The organism is Bacillus sp. MM2020_4 (assembly GCF_011250555.1).
In the GTDB taxonomy this organism is placed as follows: Bacteria; Bacillota; Bacilli; order Bacillales; family Cytobacillaceae; genus Neobacillus.
The window spans coordinates 1-21,893 of sequence record NZ_JAANMZ010000029.1 but is presented as its reverse complement, the minus strand read 5'-3'; the positions used below and the strand labels follow the sequence as shown (position 1 = coordinate 21,893).

Genomic DNA, 21,893 nt, shown 5'->3' with positions numbered 1-21,893 from the left:
CGAAAGGAAGATGAAAATGACACAGGAACATTTATTGGTTGAAAAATTAGGTCCAGTCCTGTCTTTAACATTAAACCGCCCGGAAAGCTTGAATGCCTTTAGCCCAGAGATGATTTTAGGATTGAAAGATGCTCTTCATAATGCTCAAAAGGATGAAGATATTCAGGTCATTGTGTTGTCTGGGTCCGGGCGTGCATTTAGTGCCGGTGGTGACGTTAAAACGATGGGGCAGGCAAAAGGTGCTCAAGTGTATGAACACATCGGAAAACTCAATGAATTAATTTTGTTAATGAAAGAAACTGAAAAGCCAATTATTGCCGCTGTTCACGGGTTTGCAGCGGGGGCTGGATTTAATTTAGCTATAGCTTGTGATTTAATTGTTGCTGCAGACGATAGTAAATTTGCTCTTAGCTTTTCGCAAGTCGGCTTAATTTCAGATGGTGGTGGTTCCTATTTACTGCCAAGACTGATTGGCCCGCACTTAGCAAAACAATTCTTCTTTACGGCAGAGCCGATTCCTGCTGAGCGCCTCTATCATTTAGGGGTAATCAATTATCTTGTTCCATTGGAAAAGCTCCAAGAGGAAACAACGAAATTTGCCCTAAAATTAGCGCATGGACCCGGCAAAGCTTTTGGTAAGCAAAAGAAATTAATCGATCAATCGTTTACCTCTTCGCTTGAGGAAATCCTCGAACAGGAACGTTTAATTCAGACTTTAATGGTGGAAACAGCTGACCACCAAGAGGGCATTTCAGCATTTAAGGAAAAGAGAAAACCAGCATTTAAAGGGAAATAGGAGATGAGTTTAGTGAAGGGTGTACAATTAGAGGAATACGGTGGACCGGAAGTATTACAGTTGATTGATATGGAAAAGCCGGTACCTACCGGTCACGAAGTAGTAATTGAAATTAAAGCAATAGGGGTCAACTATGCGGACACGGCACGGAGGGAAGGGAAATATGTGGTGAAAACGCCGCTGCCTTTTATTCCTGGTGCCGAAATTGCCGGGGTTGTCGTCGAAGTGGGCGATCAAGTGACGAAAGTCAAGCCTGGCACAAGAATCGTAACGTTAATCGAATCCGGTGGCTATGCCGAATTTGCCCTAGCCGATGAACGTTCCGTGATCCCAATTCCGGAACATTTAGATTTTCACACGGCTGTTGCCCTGCCGCTGCAAGGCTTAAGTGCCTATCATATATTAAAAACGATGGGCCGCTTGGAAAAAGGGGAAAGTGTCCTTATCCATGCCGCTGCAGGTGGGGTGGGCACCATCGCCGTTCAGCTTGCAAAATTGTTTGGCGCGGGAAAAATTATTGCTACTGCAAGTTCTGATGAAAAATTGGCATTGGCCCAGGAAATGGGAGCGGACGTCCTTATCAATTACACCGAGCCTGACTGGGAACAGCAAGTTCTTGATGCAACAGGCGGCAGAGGGGTAAATGTTGCACTTGAAATGGTCGGTGGAGATGTCTTCAATAAAACGGTCAAATGTCTTGCCACATTTGGACGCTTGGTTATCTTTGGAGCGGCAAGCGGAGAACAAAGCCGTTTCTATCCAGGAACACTTATGGCAAGAAATCAATCCGTCATCGGCTTCTTCCTGCCGCAAATTATGAGAAAACCAGAGCTGTTGCAGCCTAGTTTAGTAGAATTATTTTCATATCTCGGAGAGGGGAAATTGAAGCTTACCGTTGGCGGTGTGTTCCCGTTAAAGGACGCAGCAATGGTTCATACATTATTACAATCGCGAAAGACGCAAGGGAAATTGATTTTAGAGCCATAGATGAAAACATCAAGTGTAACAATTGAACCGTACTATTTTTTTCCTATCGAAAGGGTGGAACCAATCAATGAAAACAGTTGAAACAGTAACAGGCCCTATTTCAGTCGATCGTCTCGGAAAAACACTTATACACGAGCACTTTATTTTCGGGTACCCAGGATTTCAAGGAGATGTTACACTTGGTGCATATAAGGAAGATGAAGTTTTAGAAGCGGCCATTGGTGTGGCAAGACTGATGCAGAGCTACGGTGTCCAAACGGTTGTGGACCCTACCCCAAATGAATGTGGTCGAAATCCACAATTATTACAAAAAATCTCGGAAGCTACTGGATTGCAAATTATTTGCGCAACTGGATATTACTATGAAGGGGAAGGGGCACCTCCATACTTCAAGTTTAGACAGGGACTAGGAACCGCCGAAGAAGATATCTATCAAATGTTTAAGACTGAAATTACGGAAGGTATTGCCGGAACGGGGATCAAGCCTGGCATTATCAAACTGGCATCAAGTAAGAATGAAATCACGGAATATGAAAAAATGTTTTTTCGTGCCGCAGCAAGAGTTCAGAAAGAAACAGGAATTGTTATCCTTACTCATACACAAGAAGGAACGATGGGACCTGAGCAGGTAAGTATGTTAATTGAACATGGTGCTGATCCAAATAAGATTATCATCGGCCACATGTGCGGCAATACTAATCCTGAATACCATAAGATAGTTCTGGATCAAGGGGTTCGAATTGGCTTTGATCGCTTTGGTATTCAGGTTTTAGTTGGCGCTCCTCTGGATCATCAGAGAGTGACAACTTTATTGTCATTATTGGAACAAGGCTACGAGGATCAAATTTTATTAGCCCACGACACAGTAAATGTTTGGCTTGGCCGGCCACCTGTGATGAATGAGCAGGTCATGAAAATCATGGAGAACTGGAATCCCGTTCATATTTTCGATCATATTCTGCCTAGCTTGCGTGAATCAGGTATAACAGAAAAACAAATTGACAAATTGCTTGGTGGAAACGCGGTTTCATTATTTGCCGGAGCATCTGTAAAAGTATAATAGAATTCCTTAAAGGGAGGCCTGATTTGTTTAGGCTTCCTTTTCTTTGCGCGAATTTCTAAATATTAATAAACTATGAACAAAGGATTAATATATTTGAAAGAATCGGGCATGTGGTTTGATATACAGGAAAATTCGTTTAAACTAGAGAGAAGAATAGCTTTTTGCACGGGGAGATGGCAATAATGCACATATTAGTGATTGAAGATAATAAAAGCGTTTGTTCGATGATTGAAATGTTTTTTGCTAAAGAAGGCATTGATGGTGTATTTGTAAACGATGGCGTAGAAGGCTATAACCGCTTTAAAAGCGGTACATGGGATGCCTTGATTGTTGACTGGATGCTACCCGGAATGGATGGGGTTTCGATTTGTCGGAAAATTAGAGAAGAGAAGTTTACCGTTCCGATTATTATGTTAACTGCTAAGGATAGTGAATCGGATCAGGTTCTCGGACTGGAAATGGGCGCGGATGATTATGTCACGAAGCCATTTAGTCCTCTTACCCTTATGGCCAGGATAAAAGCAGTCACAAGAAGAGTTCAGGCACAAGTACCGAAAGAGGATGCCCATTACCTTAAAACAGACCATTTTAAGGTGAATAAAATGACAAGAGAAGTTTTTGTAGACGATACACAGATTTCAAACTTAACGCCTAAAGAATTTGATTTACTCTACTACATGGTTGAGCATCCTCGCCAGGTTTTCTCAAGAGAGCAATTACTTGAAAGGGTGTGGGGGTATCAGTTTTACGGAGACGAACGAACAGTTGATGTCCATATTAAGCGGCTCCGAAAAAAGGTTGAGACCACAGCACAGCCTTTCTTCCATACTGTTTGGGGGGTAGGGTATAAGTTCGATGATTCCATCAAAACCGATGAAGTTTAAGTATATTTATCAACAATTTTTTAGTCACATTAGTGTCATTGTTGTTGCCTTTTTATTGTTAAGTATGCTTTTTACCCATTATATGGAGAATTTAATTTATGAAAATAAAGCGGAGGAACTGATTTCCTTTGGAAAAGCGATTTTAACCGATTTAAAAGAGGCTCCGGTTGCATCAGACGAGATATTAAATCAATATAGCAATGTATTGGCTGCGAGGAATACCAGTTTTAGTTTATTTGATCAAGATGGTGTGTATCTGATTAATAAACGTGGACTGACCATAAAAAATTTACCTGAAAAACAGTGGAATTTTGTGAAAAAAGGGCAAACCATCATTGTTAAAAGTGATTATAAAAGTTTTGGACAAGGGGGAGTTACATTTGTTGTTCTTCCCTATTTAGATGATGGTAAGTTTTTTGGCGGAGTGCTCTTAACTTCCCCAATCAGCGGTTCGAGTAAGATTATTCAGGAAATCAATAAATTTTTGCTTTATACCATTTTGATTGCCTTCGGAGTTGCCTTTTTGCAAAGCTGGTATTTGTCACGCATTCATGTCCATCGGATAACACGACTTCGTGAAGCGACATCACTTGTCTCTGAGGGGAATTATCATGTGAAGGTAAATTCCTCTGATTTTGACGAGATTGGAGAATTAGCCAATGATTTTAATCACATGGTCGATAAAATCAATACATCCATGCTTGAAATTGAAAGTCTGGAAAATAGAAGACGACAGTTTATGGCCGATGTTTCCCATGAGATGAGGACACCTTTAACGACAATCAGCGGTGTGATTGAAGGGCTTAAAAATGATATGATTCCTGAGGAAGACAAAGATCGGGGAATCCAATTAGTAAGCCAGGAAGCCAAGAGATTGATTCGTCTTGTGAATGAAAATCTTGACTATGAAAAAATCCGCTCCAATCAAATTCAATTATTTAAGGAAGAGATACAGCTTTTGGAAGTGCTCGAAGTTATCCAAGAGCAATTGAGTATCCTGGCTGACGAGAAAAATAATCGGATCGAGGTTGAAGTCGCACCAGAAATCATGGTGAACGCTGATTATGACCGTCTGGTTCAAATCCTCATTAATATTACGAAAAATAGTATCCAATTTACCTCTGACGGAACGATTTGGCTACGTGGAAAAACGGAGCCCAACTGGACGATTATCGAGGTGGAGGATACCGGAATTGGCATTGACGCTAAGGAGATTGAAAACATCTGGCGCCGTTTTTATAAAGCGGATCTTTCCAGAACCACCAATCCCTACGGTGAATTTGGACTTGGTCTTTCAATCGTTAAACAATTAGTGGTTCTCCACCAGGGAGAAATTGAGGTATTTAGTGAAGCAGGAAAAGGGACTAAATTTGTGATTCGCTTAAAAGAAGAATAAATGGGCAGAAGCTGCAGAGAAAATTGCGGCTTTTTTTTAATTAATTCATATATTTCTTACTCTCGTTAAAGTTTGTTAATAATTTGTTAAGATTTGTCGGTTAAAGTAAAGACAAGATAAAGAACAAACTTAAAGGAGATCGATTGTGATGGAATTCAAAAATGATCATGAATTCGAACAAAATCAACCCGATTCAGTAGAAAATACAGAAACCACAAACAGGAATCAAGATTACAGTCAGATGGAAGAAAATTCAACTGCTGTGGATGCTACCTTCATGGCGAGGTCAACCGAATCTGAAGAGATAGAGGAAAGAGTGGAGACAGAGGAAGTTGTTGTTGCCCCACCTGTTAACGAAAAAACTCGTTTATCCACTCAGCCGGAAACAAAAAAATGGAAGGGTCGGGGTTTTGTTTCAACCTTAGCGGCAGGCGTGATTGGATCTGTTTTGACATTAGCCGTTCTTCCACATACCGACTATATGAAAAACTTTAATCAGAATACCGAAAACCAAGTGACAAGTAATTCAGCAGCCCCTGTCAAGCAAGTTTCTGCTCAGCCGACAATGGCCTCGTCTAATTCAATTGCCGATACCGTAGAAAAAATTTCTAAAGCGATTGTCGGGGTTGTCAATTTCAGGCAACAGCAAAATAATGATCCTTGGGGGAATAGTAGTGCTTCACAAAGTGTAGAATCCGGTTCAGGATCCGGGGTTATTTTTCAAAAAAGTGGAAGCATTGCCTATATTGTCACCAACAACCATGTGGTCGAAGGTGCGTCAAAGCTCGAAATCTCCTTATTTGATGGTCAAAAGACAACTGCTGAGGTCGTCGGAACAGATGCCTTAACGGATTTAGCTGTTTTAAAAATCGATGCAAAATATGTTACAGCTACGGCAGATTTCGGAGATTCGTCCACACTCCGTCCTGGTGACCAAGTATATGCGATTGGAAATCCGCTGGGACTAAATTTATCAAGAACAGTGACACAAGGAATTGTCAGTGCGGTTGACCGAAGCATTGCAGTATCGACATCCGCAGGTAATTGGGATACGAATGTCATTCAGACAGATGCTGCTATTAATCCTGGAAATAGCGGAGGTGCCTTGATAAACCCACAAGGCCAGGTCATTGGGATTAACAGCTTGAAAATTTCCGAGAGTGGTGTTGAGGGATTAGGATTTGCGATCCCAAGTAACGATTTTATCCCAATTGTTAACCAATTAATCAAGAGTGGAAAAGTGGATAGACCCTATCTTGGGGTAGGACTTGCTGACTTAGACCAAGTTCCGCAAATGTATTGGCAAAACATGCCCGAAAATGTGAAAAAGGGTGTGTTAGTCATGAACATTGACCCCAACTCTGCTGCAGCCAAAGCAGGTTTCGAGCCCAAGGATGTCATTGTATCGATGAATGGAACGGAGATTGCGAATTCAGCAGAACTAAGAAAATTCTTATATACAAAAGTGAAAACGGGTGACACGATTAAATTTGATGTGTATCGTGACGGAAAACAAGTAACGTTAACCGCTAAATTAACTAATAATAAGGGAGCATGATTCGCGGTACAATAAGACCATTCTAATTTGGTCTTGAGGTGAAAAAATGAATAAAGTAGGTAAGTATGCATTAAGTGCTGAGGTAGACGACATTCAACTGATGAGCATGGTCTTTGAACTTACTGAAAAAGATAAAATGGTGATGTGGTCAGAAGGCTACATCGACAAGGTTATTGATCAATTACCGGAATATGCCCGTGATATTTTAAAAGAACGGCAGGTAAAATGGGAAGATACAAAAGCTTTTTATGAAAAGAAGCTGAATGAAATTGTGAGTGGCGAGGATTTTAATCGGAAATTGAAGGGCGAACGGAAAGAGTTCGCCCTTTTCGTCATGGAGATGTATCCGGAGTTTCGCTCGTTACTGTTTTTAATTTATGATGGGAATTTAAAGGATGACGACTTGAGGAGGTTTGTCTATCGAAGAAGGTTTGCATCCCGGAAAAAGTACCTTCATTAAAGTGTGATGAAAATGTGATATTTCGAATTCTATGTCAACACCTACCACGTCTAGAATAAGATATAAGGCAGCAAGTATGGAGGTGACATGAGTGGCAGTAGTGAAGGCAAGGAAGTCCGATGTTGATCTGTTGGCTCGATTACTTAGGGCAGAAGCTGAAGGGGAAGGAACAATGGGGATGCTTCTAGTCGGTAATGTAGGAATAAATCGGATTCGCGCCAACTGTTCTGATTTTAAGGGATTGCGAACCATTTCGCAAATGGTTCATCAACCACATGCCTTTGAAGCAGTAACACATGGATACTTTTATCAAAGACCCAGGGAATCAGAAAGGCGTTTAGCAAGGAAAGTAATTGATGGGCAAAGATTCTGGCCGGCGAAATTTAGTTTATGGTATTTCAAACCACCCGGCGATTGTCCGGCAACATGGTATAACCAGCCATTTGTGGCGAGGCATAAACGCCACTGCTTTTATCAACCAACTGCCGAAACATGCGCAAATGTTTTTAATACCTTTTAATTTTCTTAGGTCGCTGCATTTGCGGCCTATTTTTATGCCTCCCTATCGAATGAAGCACCGACTTTTATCATATACGTAGTAATAAAGAATTTGGACAAGGAATGATGGGATGTTGAGAAAATTAGCGATTATTGGATTTGGGAGCACGATGATTGGTGTTGGCATTAACGGTTTTATCCTTCCCTTTCATTTAATCAATGGGGGAATATTTGGGATTAGCCTCCTTCTGAATTACATATGGGGCTTTAAGGCAGGCTTAACATTCATCCTGCTAAATATCCCAGTATACATGTTTGCCTATAAATCAGATCCGGTTTATTTTTTCAATGGGTTGATTGGGGCGATTATTTCGGGAATGATGATCGAATTACTACTCCCATTAAATGGAATAGTCCAACTGCCGATTATCAGCAGTGTGATTTTTGGGGCTGTGTTGATTGGCATCGGGGTTGGTGTCATGCTTCGAAATCATATAAGCCCCGGAGGCATGGATTTACTTGCCTTATTACTTGCAAAATGGTCAAAGGTGAATGTGGGAGTGATTATGGTGGTGATTGATGCATTCATCATCTTAACCGGGATCTTGCTCCTGAAGGATCCAAGGCTATTATATTCACTTCTAATAGTTTCCATTGTCGGTCTGCTAGCTACGATTATTACTTCCTTTCATAAAATTGAAATATATCATGACTAACTGATATGTTCACCGTTTTTTCACTCCTTTTTCAGTTAAGCTTGCTATGATAATAGTAATAGGAATTTTTATAAAAAAGGGGGGGAGAACGTGAACATATTACTGGCTGAGGACGATGTTAAACTCGGAAGGCTGGTGACCCACTTACTGCAAGGAGAGTTTCACCGGGTGGATTGGGTGCAAAATGGAAAGGACGCTTACGACAATGCCCGTTTCTTTACATATGACGTGGTTATTTTGGACTGGATGCTGCCTGGAGAAAATGGGCTTTCGGTTTGTAAACGGCTGCGTGAAAAAGGAATTCAAAGTGGAATATTATTTGTCACCGCTAAAGATGCCAATGAGGATATCATTTCAGGACTTGATTCAGGGGCCGATGATTATATTGTCAAACCCTTCGAATTTACAGAGTTATTAGCACGGATTCGGGCCATAGGCCGCCGTAAAGAAAAACCGCTCGAAGAGTTGATAACCGCCGGAGAATTTACCCTCAATGTAAACACTCATGAGTTAAAACGAAATGATTCCTTGATAGAACTTACGAAAAAGGAATACCAGTTCATTGAAATATTAATGCGAAATCATCATCAGGTCATGACAAGAGAAGTGCTGTTTGAAAGACTTTGGGGCTATGATACCGAAGTATCGGAAAATGCCTTGGATGCTTTGGTAAAATTGGTACGAAAAAAGATTGACCAGCCTGGAGCACCTTCCTTTATTCAAAATGTGCGCGGAATCGGGTATAAAGTGAGACCTTACGATGTTTAATCAACTAAAAACAAAGTTAACCCTGCTCTATACCTTATCGCTCCTTTGTTTACTGCTCCTCTTTATCGGGGTCCTTTACCTATTGATTTCACATGAAATCAATGAGAAGGAACTAGATGAATTACAAGTTTATTTTAATAAAGAAAAATGGGACTTTATCGAGGATCTTGATGAAAGGGATCATCATGGCCTGAAATTTGATCCGAATCGAAGAATATTCTACTTTGTATTTAATCAGCAGGATGAACTTGTATACGGGGAGGAAACAGTCCGGGACCTTTCAAGTTGGGTTGCAAAAGGTATCTCTTCAAAAGGAGAGTTCTTCACATGGAGGACTGAGTGGAAACAAAATCATCTCTTACTTGTGAAGAAACCACTCATGAGTAATGGGGGTTCACGGGGCTTTGTTGTTATTGGCATGAATATCACAAGTGAACAGCACCTAATTCAAAATATTACTTGGACACTTTTTATCCTAACCTTGTTCTTTAGTCTGCTATTTGCTTTCCTTGGCTATTATTTTGCGGGTCAAGCGATGAAACCAATTAAAAATTCCTATCTTAAGCAAGAAAAGTTTGTTTCCGATGCCTCCCATGAATTGAGGACGCCGCTCAGTATTTTTTATAGTTCAGTGGATTTGTTGATGCGAGAGGAAAAAGACCGTCTTAGTATATTTGGACAAGAAGTCCTTGAGGATGTTAAAAAAGAAGCAATGCTGATGAGCAATCTCATTAACAATCTCCTCGTGTTAGCGAGGAGTGACAAAAAAGAATGGATGCTAGAAATGAAAGAAGTCAATCTATCAAGGTTAGCAGCCTCTGTCTATACTAGATTCTCAAGAAAAATGATTAATCCTATTCAATTTGATCAAAAGATTCAAAAGGATGTTTATATAGTCTGCGATGAGATGAAAATTCAGCAATTGCTTTATATTTTGCTAGATAATGCCTTTCGCTACACAAAGGAAGGAAAGGTAACCCTATCATTAAAGGCAATCAATTGTAAAATATTCTTAGCCGTAGAAGACACGGGTTGCGGCATCGCAGGAAATGATCTACCGTATATTTTTGATCGTTTTTATCGGGCGGATTTATCAAGGGGAAAGGGAGGTTCGGGCCTGGGGCTTTCGATTGCTCAAACGATTGTTAACGCCCATGGTGGAACCATTCAGGCAGAGAGCACGATAGGAAGCGGAACAATCCTTACGGTGATTTTCTCTGTAAACAAATAAAACGGCAGCGGTTGCTGTCGTTTTATTTTTGGGAGTTATTTCTTCCTATGGGCTGGTGAAGCATTATGGACTCCACTATCCTCATAAATAGCAGAACGAGGATAAAGGAACTGGATAACAGGTAAATCAATAATGCCCAAGGCTCTGATGAATCTGTCCCAATTGCCAGTCCGTGAACGAGCATAAAAATCCATGCAGGGATAACAGCAAAGTGAATCTTTTTCCACTTTTTTACTCCCAATTTTTTAATGAAAAAGTCAGAGGAACCAATTACGATCAAAAATAAGTAAAACGAAAGGGTTCCAAGTCCGGAGAACAATGGTTCATTTTTTGCCATAAAAGGGACGAATAGCTCCCTTAAGGAATAGGGAACGTACTGATCCTGCCAGATTAAAAGGATATGAAAAAGAATAGTTAAGAGCCCATACCAGCCGCTTGTCTGATGATAGGATAAGAACCGTGCTTTCTTTTTCTTCATGATTGAAAATGAACTAAACAGCCCGATTGCAAGCGAGAGTGTCATAAAATAAAACGCTAAAAAACCGGACACACGAATTAAGGTCCAAACTGAAAAGAAATCACTCATGGGTAGGTTCCTCCATTTCGAAAGCAAATAATTTTCCTTGATTATTGACAAGCAGAAAGGAATAGGCGGTATCTAGATTACGTAGTTGGTGTTTAATATCTGAATCATTCTCAATCAAGCACAGTTTCGCGCCTACCTCTGCATCAAGGCAATTTTCAGCAATAACAGTTGCCTGAATATAATGGTTATCTGCGGGCAGACCGGTTCTTCCATCTATAATATGATGCTTCTTTTCATCTCCTTGGCTCCAGCTCCGATATACCACATTGGAGGTAGCGATCCCTCCATTTTTCAAGCGGAGCTGGGCGATTTCCGTTTCCTGGTGGTATGGATGAGAAACACCAATTGTCCATTCCTTGCTGCCATCCGACCATACCGAAATATCACCTCCCCCGTCAACCATCCCTGCTGAAGCCTCACCAACATGCCTTAACCATTGGGCAGCGGCCTGAACGGTATATCCCTTTCCAATCCCACCCAAATCGACTAGACCATCTGTGATTCGTGTGACTGAATTTGTGTTTGGACTAAATTGAAAAGGTGAGATCTCGTTTTCATAAACTGGCGGCATCTCACTGTCGACGAGCCTGCTGGTATCGAAAGGAAAGGAGTTTTCATAGCCGTGAAATTGCATTTGTGGTAGTAAATAGGGTGAAAAAAGGCCATTTGTCTTCCGGCGATATTCCTCCGCTCGTTGGATAATATCAATAAATGGCGGAGACAAAGTTATCGTCCTTCCTACTTTCAATTGGTTTAATCGCCCCAGTTCATTCCCAGTTCGAAAACGTGACCATTCTTTTTCAACGTGGCGAACCCACCCCTCCATGACTTCTTTCCAATTTGACAGTTTACAGCTAGTAACGGCAAAATAAAAAGTTGTATTCATGGCTGCGATCAATAGCGTGTCCAATCCATCAAGATCTTCGGGTTTTTCGGTCACTTTGCTCAACACCTTTTGAAAAATGAATCCCATTAATGTCATAATTCGACCAATCCAGTTGTACGAATTCTTTTTCCTGTTTGCTCATGGATTTGGTTATCGTTGTTTCTAAGGGCTGCGAGTTCTGAGCCTGATCATGCGCACCCACTTGGCTGATGACAAACGCAGTAAGGGCGGTACCTGTTAGGCCAATTACCCATTTTGGTTTTTGTGACTTTGCCATTCTAATTCACGCTCCTTTAGATAGATTGAAAAATTATTGCTTTCTTGTTACCATCCCATGTAACACGATAACCTAGGGCGTTTGCCGCAACGGAAACAGGAAGATAAACAGATTTTTCGTAGAATGCTGCTTGAATGGGCATCGGGTTTTTTACCTTGTTTTCAAATGCGGCATTTGATCCTGCTTTGACAATTAATTCAAGCCCATCCTTCGTTAGTATGGAAATTTTACTTTGTGAATAGAGCTGACTTTCCGCCCCCAAGACTTCAGCTATCTTCTCGGCTGAAACAAGTAATTGGCCTTCTTGCGGAATAACGTAGATGGTGGTTTCGTTATTGTTCAAGCTGACGGTCAGTTCGCCCGGTTCCCCAAGTGGCAACGGGTTATCTGGATTGTTTTGTGGTTCCCTTGACCAGATATTCCAAAATTCTGTCTGCTGCTGGTTGATGATTTGGTTTTGGGGTGCTTCCCAATCATCGTCATCATCGTCATCGTCTTCACTGAATTTTTGGTAATACTCATGTTTTTCGTCGTCGTCATCATGACCATCATCAGCGATTGCATTTGTACCAAGAGATAACAATGTTAGCACGATACCAAGCATGATCATGACCCTTTTCCAATATTTGTTCAAATTAAATCCCTCCTTGGTTCATTTACAAGCAGTTTAATCGTCTAATCTGAAAAAAATCTGAAATCGTTAGGGTAAAATAAAAAAATAGAATGTTTTAAGGAGAATTTTAATGGAACCAATTAGTGATCATTTAAAAAATGATTTAGCCATTTTGTTTGTTGGCTTTAATCCCAGCATCCGCTCGGGTGAACTGGGCCATCATTATGCCAACCCAAACAATCGTTTTTGGCGGATTTTATTTGAAGCAGGGTTAACACCGCGGAAATATGAGGCCGCTGAAGATACGAAGCTTTTAGAAATTGGATATGGTTTTACTAATATTGTGGCAAGACCGACGAAGGCAGCGGATGAAATTACGAAGGAAGAGTATAGGGAGGGGAGGGAGGTTTTAAGGCACAAAATCGAGCACTATCAGCCTAAGGTGGTTTGTTTCGTGGGGAAGGGTGTCTACCAGCAATACAGCGGCCGCAAACTGGTTCCATGGGGGAAGCAGAACGAGCCAGTTGTCCCAGGGGTAATCGATTTTGTCGCACCGTCATCAAGCGGGCTAGTTCGGATGAAATTGCAGGAAATGGTTGAGATCTATTCGCGGTTGGGGGAGCTAATATAGGGAAATAGCTATTTCCTAAATAATCACGAAAGGATGAAGGACAAACCGGGAGAGTTTAAGAAAGATAAGTCCTTCATAAGCGTGATGAAGGACAAACCGGGGGATTTTAAGAAAGATAAGTCCTTCATTAGGGGGATGAAGGACAAACCGGGGGAATTTATGAAAGATAAGTCCTTCATCCTTATGTTTATTTAGATTCAAATTTTTCACGGTAGTGTACTAGAGCAAGCAAAGGGAAAATATACCGATAGCCGTGATAATGAATATAAAATCCACCCGCCATCCCTTGTCCCTTTGGATAATCAGTCGTCCAGTCATCATTCTTAAGCGCTCCTGCTATATAGTTAATCCCCTTTTCAATCTCCGGCGACGGTTTTTCTGAAACGGTAATCAGAGCATCAATGGCCCAGGCAGTATGTGTTAAAGTGCTTGCCTTCAGAGGAGCATACGATTTTTTACTATCACTATGGCAAGATTCCCCCCAGCCTCCATCGTTGTTTTGAATCCTCCTCAACCAATCAACAGCTTTTTGGATAGAGGAGTGATCCGCCGCAACACCAACGGCCGACAGCCCCGTGATGGCTGCCCAGGTCCCGTAAATATAACAGATTCCCCATCGCCCGTACCAGGAACCGTCCTTTTCCTGATCTTTCAAAAGCCAATGAATTCCTCTTTTTATGGCGGTATGCTCAGTCGATAAATTGGTATAATGACCGAAGAATTCGAGCGTTCGGCCTGTTAAATCGGCACAGGAAGGATCAGCTAATAAAAACTCTGCTTTTTCAATCGGAAGAAACTGCAATAATTTAGAATTTGCCTTTCTTTCAAAGGCAGGCCAGCCGCCATCATCATTTTGCATCGACAGAACCCATGTGATCGCGCGCTCCCACGCTTGCAATTCAGTGGGGGCGATCCTCGATATAGACCTCAACGCAGCGGTCGTGTCATCCACATCCGGGAGAATCGTATTCACAGCAGAGAAACCCCATCCGCCTGGCATCGTTTTCGGATTATGAATCACCCAGTCTCCAAACTTATGATGCTGCCGTTCGAGCAGGTAGCGATTCGCCTTGACAACCATCGGATCATTAGGTACCACCCCAGCTGTTTGCAAACCAAAGCCGATTAACGCCGTGTTCCACAGGTTGGCTGTTGTATATTGCATATGGGGTAAGTCCTTAATTTCACATTTCATCGACTTTATCCCTTCAATAGCTTTTGTTATAACGGGATCCGTTTTTTCATATCCGAGCGATAAAAGCGCAAAAATCATTAAAAAGGTACAGCTGTAATAGCTATAGAATGTTCCGTCCGGTTCAATCCGGTCTAGCATATACTTTTTGGCCCGATCAATGGCTAACTTATGGAGCTGTTCTGGTAATCCTAGTAAATTTGTAACCCCGTCTTCGATAAAAGAAAACAACGAACGGTATTCGTCGGAACGTGACCATTGATCAACCTCATTCCGATGTAAGTGTAAATGTGACAGGTCCGGACTGTGATCCGTTTTCATCGTAAATTTTTTATCGGCAATGATCATAATGGGGGCAAGATTGGCCCTGCCAAATACTGAAAATGAATAAAAGTTTATTGGAAAATGTAATGGCAGGAGAACGACTTCAATAGGCAGCGGAGAAGTAGAGGGCCATTTATACTGTCCGGTTAAAGAAAGCATCACCTTTGTATACATGCCAACTTCCTCTAAACCGCCATTTGCTAAGATAAATTTTTTTGCAGCCCGCATGGGGGTATCTTCTTTCTGATAGTAACCCGAATATAACAACGCATAATAGGCCTCAACTGTTGCCGCCAGGTTCCCGGTTCCCTCATCATAAAAAAGTTTCCAGGCACCATTTTGCCCTTGTCTGCTTAAAATCCTCTTCGTCAGTCCTTGAATTAATTCCTCATCATTTATTTCCAATGTCCGTAATAAAATGATCATATAGGCATCTGTGGATATTCCTGTTTCAAATGGATAGTCCCATGAGCCGTCGGGAGATTGATCTTTTCGAAGCATTCCTATGATCCAATCGATGCCAGCCTTCACAGCAGTCATATTCACATTCATTCCTCTCCCATAAACTATTCTCATCTATACATATTCTCATTAGGGCAGGAGAATTCATAAGGGAGGTAATGTGCCATTTTTTTTATGCGAAATCGAGTGAAAACGCCGCTCCAAAGTATAACGGAAGAACTAAAGAAAAAAAGTAAAAAGTCTCCATCAGCCATCCAATTAACAAAAGGTGAAGAAATGCTGCTTGAGAGGGTTAGAAGCAAAACAAGGGAACATAATCTTAACAATGTAACAAGAACTAAGGCATATCTTGACTTTTACCTCCATCATTCGGAAATTCAATGGGCCTTTCTCGGGCATATGGTATCAAGAAACGGCGGCTGGAATATGACTGATTTAAAGGGTGAATTTCTTACAAGACTAATGACAAAAAAAGATCGGAATTTATTTTTTCATTTTTTGGAGCGTGGCAACTGGCTTATTTTTCAAGACGTTTATCCGCAATTTTTGCTTTATGAGGAAAGTATCCGGCAACGAAAACCACTGTTTCACTTATTTACTGCTTTAAATATTTCAACCTTTATGGAAACGATTTGGCAGCAGTTTTGGCAAAATCAAGACACTTATATCCATACCATTGCGATGGTCATCAATGAACAGAGCTACCTCGAAAATCGAGTGGTACAAAATCCACAGTACCAAAAAGAGGTCATAAACAAATTTGAGTTTATGCTCCAAGACTGGCTTTCTTTTAACCATATCCTTTTTCCATATGGGAAAAACCAGCTTAGCGGACAAACACTCCACCAGTTTGAATCACTCCATGAGCGGATTTTACTGGGAAAACGACTGTATACGATTCTTTTTAAAAACAAGGAAATACACCAACAGGTGCTTGAGTGGGCGAAAAGCACGCCGCATACGGGGTCGAGAAAGGATTACTGGCCGAATATCTTCAATAATGTTAATGAAGGAATGCCTGGTTTTCCCTATCAGCTTCGCTTAAAAACCTGCCAGCTTAGGAAAGGAGCACGAAAGATTTATAGTCCAACCCTCGAAAATGCCTGGAAAAATGTTAGCCAGGATGTAGCGGAAAAAGGGGATTGGTTTGAAGATTGGCAAGTTGTCGATTATTTAACAGAAGACGATGAAATGATTGATGGGGAGATAAAATATGAATACTGTAAAACACTTGAACGGCTCGAGCTTGCAACCCTGGCAAAAAAAGCGATTACCTTTTAAGTATCTTGCAAGTATCGTGCTTGCTTCCTTGCTTGGAACCTATTTAGATCTATACTTTGTCGGTAAAGAACTCTACCAGTTCCCGAAGAGGCCATTTCCTGAGATATTCTCGATCAATATTTCGTTTACCTTAATAGGCCTTCCGATACTCGTGCTGGTCTTTTTACGCGCTATTTCGCAGGTAAATAAATGGGGGAAGGGGGGAATCATTCTTTTTGCCAGCTTGTTGATGCCGATTTTTGAAAAATTATTAGAAGTATTGGGGTTGTTTGTCCATGCTGATAGGTGGCATCATATGTATACATTTTTTGGGTATTTGCTGTTCTTAACCATTATTACACTGTTTTTTGACAGGGGGGGGGAGCAAAATAGTTAAACCAAAAAGCCGGGGCAATAGCCCCGGCTTCCGTGATGCCACAAAAGTGACAACAGAGGACCCCTTCCGTCCGTACAGTGGTTAAGTGTCCCGCAACAAGCGAATGTGCGGAAGGGGTATCTCTATTATATCACAATGATGCGGGGAATATGATTCGTTAAAGGAAGTTTTTGAGGTGTCTAAACTTTCTTTTCTTTAGAGAAAAGTGTATGATAAAAATGATTTTTACATAAAGGAGTGTTTTCAAGTGGCGAAAAAAGGATACATATTAATGGAGAACGGCGAGAAAATTGAGTTTGATTTATTTCCAAATGAAGCACCGGGAACTGTAGAGAATTTTGAAACATTGATTAAAAAAGGTTTCTACGATGGATTAACCTTCCACCGTGTTATTCCTGGTTTTGTAAGCCAAGGGGGCTGCCCTGAAGGCCGTGGAACTGGTGGACCTGGATACACAATCAAATGTGAGACGGAAGGGAACCCACACAAACATATCCCTGGTGCATTATCAATGGCACATGCGGGTAAAGACACAGGTGGAAGCCAGTTCTTTATCGTCCACGAATCACAACCGCACCTAAACGGTGTTCATACCGTCTTTGGTCAAGTTACTTCCGGACTTGAAGCAGCAAAAGCAATGAGAAATGGCGACAAAATGGTCGAGGTTAAGGTATTTGACGAAGAATAGTAAAATCAGGGAGAGCTAATGAATAGCTCTCCCTTTGTGTAGAATCAAACTAAATGAATACGGGCAAGTTAATTTCACACTTTACTATTGGAGGTAAATATGAAAAAGTTTGCCCTAGTCCTCTCCACATTTTTATTATTACCACTCCAAACAAATGCCGCGGAGGATAAAAAGGAAACCAAAGAACTGAAGGCCGCTATTATCATTGATGATTTTGGCGGCGGTACTGGAGGAGTCCGGGATTTTTTAGAAGGAAATATTCCGATCACAGCCGCAGTTATGCCTTTTACGCAGAATTCCAAAGCACATGCTGAATGGGCACATCAAAATGGTTTCGAAGTCATGATACATTTACCAATGGAACCGAAAAAAGGCAAAAAGTCATGGCTTGGGCCCAAGCCGATAACTGTTGATCTCCCTCCAAAAGAAGTAAGGAAACGAGTAGAAGAGGCAATTAAAAGTGTTCCCTATGCTGTTGGACTTAATAATCACATGGGCTCACGTGCAGTTGATGATGAAAAAATCGTCAGGGTGATCGTAGAGGTGGCTAAGGAAAGGGGACTTTATATCGTTGATAGTGGGACAAGTCCGGAAAGTAAATTCCCCGAATTAGCATTGGAAATGGGAGTCCCATTGTTAAAAAGAGATGTATTTTTAGACGACATCGCTTCCTCAGCATATACCAGAAAACAAATGTCCAGACTAGCAAGGATAGCAGAATTTATGGGTCAAGGAATTGCCATTGGTCATGTAGGAGTAACTGGAAAGGTTTGTTCGGTAGGCGTTTTTCAATCAATGGATGAATTTCAAAAACGAAAGATTAAAATTGTCCCGGTTTCAAAGCTACTTGCTGAAAAATTGATTGAAAAACAACTGGTTCTATGAGAAAAAGGCAGTAAAGGCTGTCTTATTTTATGATTTAAACGGATTACTTCCCCTTATAGTCCCAAACTGGTAAAATGTCTCCTATCCATACATATAAAAATAGTAACGAGCAAGGGGGAAGGCAGTAAAATGAAACTAGTTTCTTGGAATGTAAATGGCCTTAGGGCTTGTGTGAAAAAAGGATTCTTAGATTATTTTCAGGATGTTGACGCAGATATCTTCTGTGTGCAGGAAACAAAATTGCAAGAGGGTCAAATTAGTCTTGAGCTTGATGGATATCACCAATACTGGAACTATGCGATAAAGAAGGGCTACTCCGGTACGGCTGTATTTACCAAGAAGGAGCCGCTTTCTGTTCGATATGGGGTAGGAACCGATGAGAGTGAAGAGGAAGGCCGAATTCTTACCTTAGAGTTTGACCAGTTTTTTTTGGTGAATGTCTATACCCCTAATTCACAAAGAGATTTAGCTAGAATCGGTTATCGACTTGAATGGGAGAATCGAATTCTGGAACACTTGCAGGAATTAGATAAACTAAAGCCTGTTATTTTTTGCGGGGATTTAAATGTTGCCCATCAAGAGATAGACCTAAGGAATGCAAAAACCAATGTGGGGAACTCTGGATTTACAGATGAGGAACGGGGAAAGATGACAGACTTACTTTCTGCGGGATTTGTGGATAGCTATCGCCACTTTTATCCAAATCAAGAGGGTGCCTATACATGGTGGTCTTATATGATGAAGGTCCGTGAACGGAATATCGGCTGGCGGATTGATTATTTTATCGTGTCTGAAGCATTACGTGAGAACCTACTATCTGCTGATATTCATTGCAATGTGATGGGCAGTGACCATTGCCCGATCGTGCTTGAAGTTAAATAAACTGGCTTGATAACTTTTTCTTATTGAAATTCATAAATTACCTGTCATTTTCTTTATAACCTTAGTGCAATACAATGATGGTATAAAGGAATTTCGGGGGGATGAAACATGGATTTTAAAAAGGATGTACAAAAGCAATTCGGAAAAAGTGCTGATTCATATGTAACCAGTACCATTCATAAAGATGGAAAAGACTTGGGGAAGCTCTTGGAAATGGCCTCGATTAATGGGGAAGAAAAGCTGCTGGATATTGCAACCGGTGGCGGTCATACTGCAAATGCCTTTGCACCGTATGTAAAAAAGGTAACCGCTGTTGATTTAACACCTGAAATTTTAGCTGTTGCGGAAAAGTTTATTAAAGGGAACGGGCATCAAAATGTTGAGTTTGTTCATGGGGATGCGGAGAATCTCCCATTTTCTAATGAAGCATTTGATATGGTAACCTGCAGGATTGCCCCGCATCATTTTCCTAATGTAGAAAGGTTCATTGAAGAAGTACATCGTGTTCTTAAACCCGATGGTCAATTTTTACTCGACGATAATGTCGTTCCAGAAGAAGATCATTTCGATCAATTTTATAATACAATCGAAAAATGGCGGGATTATAGTCATTTCCGCGCCTGGAAGAAAAGTGAGTGGCTTCGCATGCTAGAACTAGCCGGTTTTGAAATTTTTGAATGGCATCGTTTCGAAAAGACCTTCCGTTTTGATCCATGGGGTAATCGGATGAATCTATCACAAGACGAAAAGGAAAAATTAGCGGAATATATGAAAGGAGCCTCTGAGAAAATCAAAAATAAATTTAGAGTTGTTTTCGAGGCGGATCAAGTGAATTCTTTTCAGGGAGAGGCTGTTGTTTTAAAAGCAATCAAACGGTAAAAAAAACAGATTGCCATTTGAGGGGATTCTCATATGGCAATCTGTTTTTTATGGTTATTAAATATCGTTTAGGGCAGTCCCATATTCATCGAACTCTGCTATTTTGTCATTTTGACTAGAATTATCTACCTGCTCTTGTTCCAAAGGAGTAACAAAATCATCCTCTTCTTTTTTCCGTGAATACATGCTCACTGTAGCAGCAACTCCTTTCAAAAATGTTTTACTACAGTAGCTTTTCCTAGAAAAAAATGTTCTAAACCTTTTAATCTCTCCGAAATTTACCCATTACTTCTATTGCCCTTGTAATATGGACAAATGCCGCGGAGTCATGTTTCTTAATCGTTTCTTTCGTTTCCGCTAATTCATATTTTGTTATAACGGTTGTTAAAACTTTTTTGGGGTGATGGGAATAAACCCCCTCGGCATCGGTCATCGTAATTCCACGCGGATGCAATTGAAGTAAGGCTTCACTTACTTCCCTCCATTTTTCTGTCACGATGGTTACTGTTAACTTCATGTGGTTCGTATGAACCGTATCAACGGCCTTTCCGGAAGCAAATATCGCAAAAAGAGTATAAAGTGTCTTATCAACCCCAAATACGAGAGCGGAAACTAGGACAATTGAATAATTTAAGCAAGTGATAATAAAGCCAACAGACATATCCTTTTTCTTGGCTAAAATTAAACTAATAATATCCACTCCTCCGGCTGATGCACCCACACGGATATTTGCCCCAACACTCAATCCGAATAGAACACCGCCAAACACACTTGATAGCAAAATGTCATCGTTAAAGGCGGTGACAGGAATAATCTTCATTGAAACGGATAGGAGGATCACAGAATAAACGGTTAAAAACATAAATTTTTTCCCTAAATAATAATAACCCACGATAAATAATGGAAGATTAATAGCAAGGATGATCCAACCGGTATTTATAGGTAAATAATTATGTAAGATGATCGCTACCCCGGCAATTCCTCCGGTTAATACTTGATGAGGAATAAGAAAGGTATTGAGTGCGTAAGCCATAACGATAGAAAAAAAAGTTACTGCAATAGTTTGTATAACAGTTTGTTTCACTTTCATGCACCTCGATTGTTCCATTGATGGTTGAAAAGTCAAGTATCCATGTAGAGTGTATAAGGAAAAAAAGAGATTGACCAGCGAAATGTTTGTGACGCTTAGAAAAGGTAAGGAAGGTAGGTTTATAATGCTTATAAAGATTTTAAATTACATGATTGACGAACGAATAAAAAGATAGTATGATAGTCAATGTCGCTGTTGAGATATTAGTTTTAGTTCACTAAAACAATTAAACAATATAGTTGACATCGAAAAAATGTTATGTTACTATAATAAATGTTGCTAGATTAGTAGACAGAATATTATAAAATACAGTTTTGTTCTTTGAAAACTAAACAAACAAAAACGTCAACAAACAATTTTTTTAGTTTCAATATATATGAAACTATGCCAACGTAACAAATGAGCTAATCAACTTTCTTGGAGAGTTTGATCCTGGCTCAGGACGAACGCTGGCGGCGTGCCTAATACATGCAAGTCGAGCGGA

25 protein-coding genes and 1 rRNA gene are annotated in these 21,893 nt (G+C 40.7%); 19 read left to right on the top strand and 7 right to left on the bottom strand.

Annotated features, from left to right (window positions below; genetic code table 11):
- Positions 1 to 16: 16 nt before the first annotated feature.
- The 11 genes from G6554_RS16965 to G6554_RS16915 all read left to right on the top strand — a co-directional run bounded on the left by G6554_RS16965 (position 17) and on the right by G6554_RS16915 (position 10,357).
- A complete protein-coding gene (locus G6554_RS16965) occupies positions 17 to 796 on the top strand; it encodes an enoyl-CoA hydratase/isomerase family protein (RefSeq protein ID WP_166243963.1) in 780 nt (259 codons plus the stop codon).
- A 12-nt stretch (positions 797 to 808) separates the two neighbouring features.
- On the top strand, positions 809 to 1,783 hold the full coding sequence (locus G6554_RS16960) for a zinc-binding dehydrogenase (RefSeq protein WP_166244044.1): 975 nt from the start codon (positions 809 to 811) through the stop codon (positions 1,781 to 1,783).
- Between the two features lie 67 nt (positions 1,784 to 1,850).
- The gene (locus tag G6554_RS16955; protein ID WP_166243961.1) at positions 1,851 to 2,843 is read left to right on the top strand and encodes a phosphotriesterase family protein; all 993 of its coding nucleotides are present in this window, start codon (positions 1,851 to 1,853) and stop codon (positions 2,841 to 2,843) included.
- A 185-nt stretch (positions 2,844 to 3,028) separates the two neighbouring features.
- Complete coding sequence (locus tag G6554_RS16950; protein ID WP_166243959.1) at positions 3,029 to 3,730, top strand: response regulator transcription factor; 702 nt, start codon at positions 3,029 to 3,031, stop codon at positions 3,728 to 3,730.
- Positions 3,702 to 5,126, top strand: a complete 1,425-nt coding sequence (locus G6554_RS16945; protein ID WP_242637891.1) for a sensor histidine kinase — start codon at positions 3,702 to 3,704, stop codon at positions 5,124 to 5,126. The genes G6554_RS16950 and G6554_RS16945 overlap by 29 nt, the downstream gene beginning before the upstream one ends.
- Positions 5,127 to 5,274: 148 nt before the next feature.
- A complete protein-coding gene (locus tag G6554_RS16940; RefSeq protein ID WP_166243957.1) occupies positions 5,275 to 6,684 on the top strand; it encodes a S1C family serine protease in 1,410 nt (469 codons plus the stop codon).
- Positions 6,685 to 6,730: 46 nt separating this feature from the next.
- Complete coding sequence (locus G6554_RS16935) at positions 6,731 to 7,144, top strand: hypothetical protein (protein ID WP_166243955.1); 414 nt, start codon at positions 6,731 to 6,733, stop codon at positions 7,142 to 7,144.
- 91 nt (positions 7,145 to 7,235) lie between these two features.
- Complete coding sequence (locus G6554_RS16930) at positions 7,236 to 7,664, top strand: cell wall hydrolase (protein ID WP_166243953.1); 429 nt, start codon at positions 7,236 to 7,238, stop codon at positions 7,662 to 7,664.
- A 109-nt stretch (positions 7,665 to 7,773) separates the two neighbouring features.
- Positions 7,774 to 8,358, top strand: coding sequence for a YitT family protein (locus tag G6554_RS16925; protein ID WP_166243952.1), 585 nt, complete (start codon positions 7,774 to 7,776; stop codon positions 8,356 to 8,358).
- Positions 8,359 to 8,448: 90 nt separating this feature from the next.
- Entirely contained in the window at positions 8,449 to 9,126 is a 678-nt protein-coding gene (locus G6554_RS16920; RefSeq protein ID WP_166243950.1) for a response regulator, read from the top strand.
- Positions 9,119 to 10,357: a sensor histidine kinase gene (locus tag G6554_RS16915; RefSeq protein WP_166243949.1), complete on the top strand. Its 1,239-nt coding sequence runs from the start codon at positions 9,119 to 9,121 to the stop codon at positions 10,355 to 10,357. The genes G6554_RS16920 and G6554_RS16915 overlap by 8 nt, the downstream gene beginning before the upstream one ends.
- A 22-nt stretch (positions 10,358 to 10,379) precedes the next feature.
- Here G6554_RS16915 and G6554_RS16910 read toward each other — a convergent pair whose 3' ends face one another.
- Genes G6554_RS16910 through G6554_RS16895 form a run of 4 tightly spaced genes read right to left on the bottom strand, consistent with a single transcriptional unit; the run spans position 10,380 to position 12,740 of the window.
- Complete coding sequence (locus G6554_RS16910) at positions 10,380 to 10,943, bottom strand: ferric reductase-like transmembrane domain-containing protein (protein WP_166243947.1); 564 nt, start codon at positions 10,941 to 10,943, stop codon at positions 10,380 to 10,382.
- The gene (locus G6554_RS16905) at positions 10,936 to 11,883 is read right to left on the bottom strand and encodes an FAD:protein FMN transferase (RefSeq protein WP_347564324.1); all 948 of its coding nucleotides are present in this window, start codon (positions 11,881 to 11,883) and stop codon (positions 10,936 to 10,938) included. The genes G6554_RS16910 and G6554_RS16905 overlap by 8 nt, the downstream gene beginning before the upstream one ends.
- Positions 11,858 to 12,106, bottom strand: coding sequence for a hypothetical protein (locus G6554_RS16900; RefSeq protein ID WP_166243945.1), 249 nt, complete (start codon positions 12,104 to 12,106; stop codon positions 11,858 to 11,860). The genes G6554_RS16905 and G6554_RS16900 overlap by 26 nt, the downstream gene beginning before the upstream one ends.
- A 16-nt stretch (positions 12,107 to 12,122) precedes the next feature.
- The gene (locus tag G6554_RS16895; protein ID WP_166243943.1) at positions 12,123 to 12,740 is read right to left on the bottom strand and encodes a copper amine oxidase N-terminal domain-containing protein; all 618 of its coding nucleotides are present in this window, start codon (positions 12,738 to 12,740) and stop codon (positions 12,123 to 12,125) included.
- 109 nt (positions 12,741 to 12,849) lie between these two features.
- Between G6554_RS16895 and G6554_RS16890 the strand changes: the two genes are divergently transcribed.
- Entirely contained in the window at positions 12,850 to 13,350 is a 501-nt protein-coding gene (locus G6554_RS16890; RefSeq protein ID WP_166243941.1) for a mismatch-specific DNA-glycosylase, read from the top strand.
- A 187-nt stretch (positions 13,351 to 13,537) separates the two neighbouring features.
- Here G6554_RS16890 and shc read toward each other — a convergent pair whose 3' ends face one another.
- Positions 13,538 to 15,406 (bottom strand): squalene--hopene cyclase, encoded by a 1,869-nt coding sequence (gene shc / locus G6554_RS16885; RefSeq protein WP_166244038.1) that lies wholly within the window; start codon positions 15,404 to 15,406, stop codon positions 13,538 to 13,540.
- Between the two features lie 96 nt (positions 15,407 to 15,502).
- Here shc and G6554_RS16880 point away from each other — a divergent pair, with 96 nt between their 5' ends.
- The 6 genes from G6554_RS16880 to G6554_RS16855 all read left to right on the top strand — a co-directional run bounded on the left by G6554_RS16880 (position 15,503) and on the right by G6554_RS16855 (position 20,319).
- Complete coding sequence (locus tag G6554_RS16880; RefSeq protein ID WP_166243939.1) at positions 15,503 to 16,609, top strand: DUF2515 family protein; 1,107 nt, start codon at positions 15,503 to 15,505, stop codon at positions 16,607 to 16,609.
- On the top strand, positions 16,542 to 16,985 hold the full coding sequence (locus G6554_RS16875; protein ID WP_242637890.1) for a CBO0543 family protein: 444 nt from the start codon (positions 16,542 to 16,544) through the stop codon (positions 16,983 to 16,985). Before G6554_RS16880 ends, G6554_RS16875 begins: the two co-directional genes overlap by 68 nt.
- A gap of 271 nt (positions 16,986 to 17,256) precedes the next feature.
- Complete coding sequence (locus G6554_RS16870; RefSeq protein ID WP_166244034.1) at positions 17,257 to 17,673, top strand: peptidylprolyl isomerase; 417 nt, start codon at positions 17,257 to 17,259, stop codon at positions 17,671 to 17,673.
- A gap of 99 nt (positions 17,674 to 17,772) precedes the next feature.
- Positions 17,773 to 18,558, top strand: a complete 786-nt coding sequence (locus G6554_RS16865; protein WP_166243937.1) for a divergent polysaccharide deacetylase family protein — start codon at positions 17,773 to 17,775, stop codon at positions 18,556 to 18,558.
- Between the two features lie 129 nt (positions 18,559 to 18,687).
- Positions 18,688 to 19,440 (top strand): exodeoxyribonuclease III, encoded by a 753-nt coding sequence (locus G6554_RS16860; RefSeq protein WP_166243935.1) that lies wholly within the window; start codon positions 18,688 to 18,690, stop codon positions 19,438 to 19,440.
- Positions 19,441 to 19,548: 108 nt separating this feature from the next.
- On the top strand, positions 19,549 to 20,319 hold the full coding sequence (locus G6554_RS16855) for a class I SAM-dependent methyltransferase (RefSeq protein WP_166243933.1): 771 nt from the start codon (positions 19,549 to 19,551) through the stop codon (positions 20,317 to 20,319).
- Positions 20,320 to 20,376: 57 nt separating this feature from the next.
- Here G6554_RS16855 and G6554_RS26075 read toward each other — a convergent pair whose 3' ends face one another.
- Both G6554_RS26075 and G6554_RS16850 read right to left on the bottom strand, forming a co-directional pair.
- A complete protein-coding gene (locus G6554_RS26075) occupies positions 20,377 to 20,511 on the bottom strand; it encodes a hypothetical protein (protein WP_278187283.1) in 135 nt (44 codons plus the stop codon).
- Positions 20,512 to 20,581: 70 nt separating this feature from the next.
- Positions 20,582 to 21,403, bottom strand: coding sequence for a YitT family protein (locus G6554_RS16850; RefSeq protein WP_166243931.1), 822 nt, complete (start codon positions 21,401 to 21,403; stop codon positions 20,582 to 20,584).
- A 420-nt stretch (positions 21,404 to 21,823) separates the two neighbouring features.
- On the opposite strand from G6554_RS16850, the gene G6554_RS16845 reads away from it, so the two are divergent.
- Positions 21,824 to 21,893: ribosomal RNA gene (locus G6554_RS16845) — 16S ribosomal RNA — on the top strand; the annotation flags it as partial.

Coding starts and splice junctions, on each gene's coding strand:
- G6554_RS16890 (WP_166243941.1), top strand. CDS start 12,850: ATGGAACCAATTAGTGATCATTTAAAAAATGATTTAGCCATTTTGTTT.
- shc (WP_166244038.1), bottom strand. CDS start 15,406: ATGACTGCTGTGAAGGCTGGCATCGATTGGATCATAGGAATGCTTCGA.
- G6554_RS16940 (WP_166243957.1), top strand. CDS start 5,275: ATGGAATTCAAAAATGATCATGAATTCGAACAAAATCAACCCGATTCA.
- G6554_RS16935 (WP_166243955.1), top strand. CDS start 6,731: ATGAATAAAGTAGGTAAGTATGCATTAAGTGCTGAGGTAGACGACATT.
- G6554_RS16950 (WP_166243959.1), top strand. CDS start 3,029: ATGCACATATTAGTGATTGAAGATAATAAAAGCGTTTGTTCGATGATT.
- G6554_RS16900 (WP_166243945.1), bottom strand. CDS start 12,106: ATGGCAAAGTCACAAAAACCAAAATGGGTAATTGGCCTAACAGGTACC.
- G6554_RS16945 (WP_242637891.1), top strand. CDS start 3,702: ATGATTCCATCAAAACCGATGAAGTTTAAGTATATTTATCAACAATTT.
- G6554_RS16855 (WP_166243933.1), top strand. CDS start 19,549: ATGGATTTTAAAAAGGATGTACAAAAGCAATTCGGAAAAAGTGCTGAT.
- G6554_RS16925 (WP_166243952.1), top strand. CDS start 7,774: ATGTTGAGAAAATTAGCGATTATTGGATTTGGGAGCACGATGATTGGT.
- G6554_RS16875 (WP_242637890.1), top strand. CDS start 16,542: ATGAATACTGTAAAACACTTGAACGGCTCGAGCTTGCAACCCTGGCAA.
- G6554_RS16865 (WP_166243937.1), top strand. CDS start 17,773: ATGAAAAAGTTTGCCCTAGTCCTCTCCACATTTTTATTATTACCACTC.
- G6554_RS16910 (WP_166243947.1), bottom strand. CDS start 10,943: ATGAGTGATTTCTTTTCAGTTTGGACCTTAATTCGTGTGTCCGGTTTT.
- G6554_RS16870 (WP_166244034.1), top strand. CDS start 17,257: ATGGAGAACGGCGAGAAAATTGAGTTTGATTTATTTCCAAATGAAGCA.
- G6554_RS16880 (WP_166243939.1), top strand. CDS start 15,503: ATGCGAAATCGAGTGAAAACGCCGCTCCAAAGTATAACGGAAGAACTA.
- G6554_RS16955 (WP_166243961.1), top strand. CDS start 1,851: ATGAAAACAGTTGAAACAGTAACAGGCCCTATTTCAGTCGATCGTCTC.
- G6554_RS16965 (WP_166243963.1), top strand. CDS start 17: ATGACACAGGAACATTTATTGGTTGAAAAATTAGGTCCAGTCCTGTCT.
- G6554_RS16915 (WP_166243949.1), top strand. CDS start 9,119: ATGTTTAATCAACTAAAAACAAAGTTAACCCTGCTCTATACCTTATCG.
- G6554_RS16860 (WP_166243935.1), top strand. CDS start 18,688: ATGAAACTAGTTTCTTGGAATGTAAATGGCCTTAGGGCTTGTGTGAAA.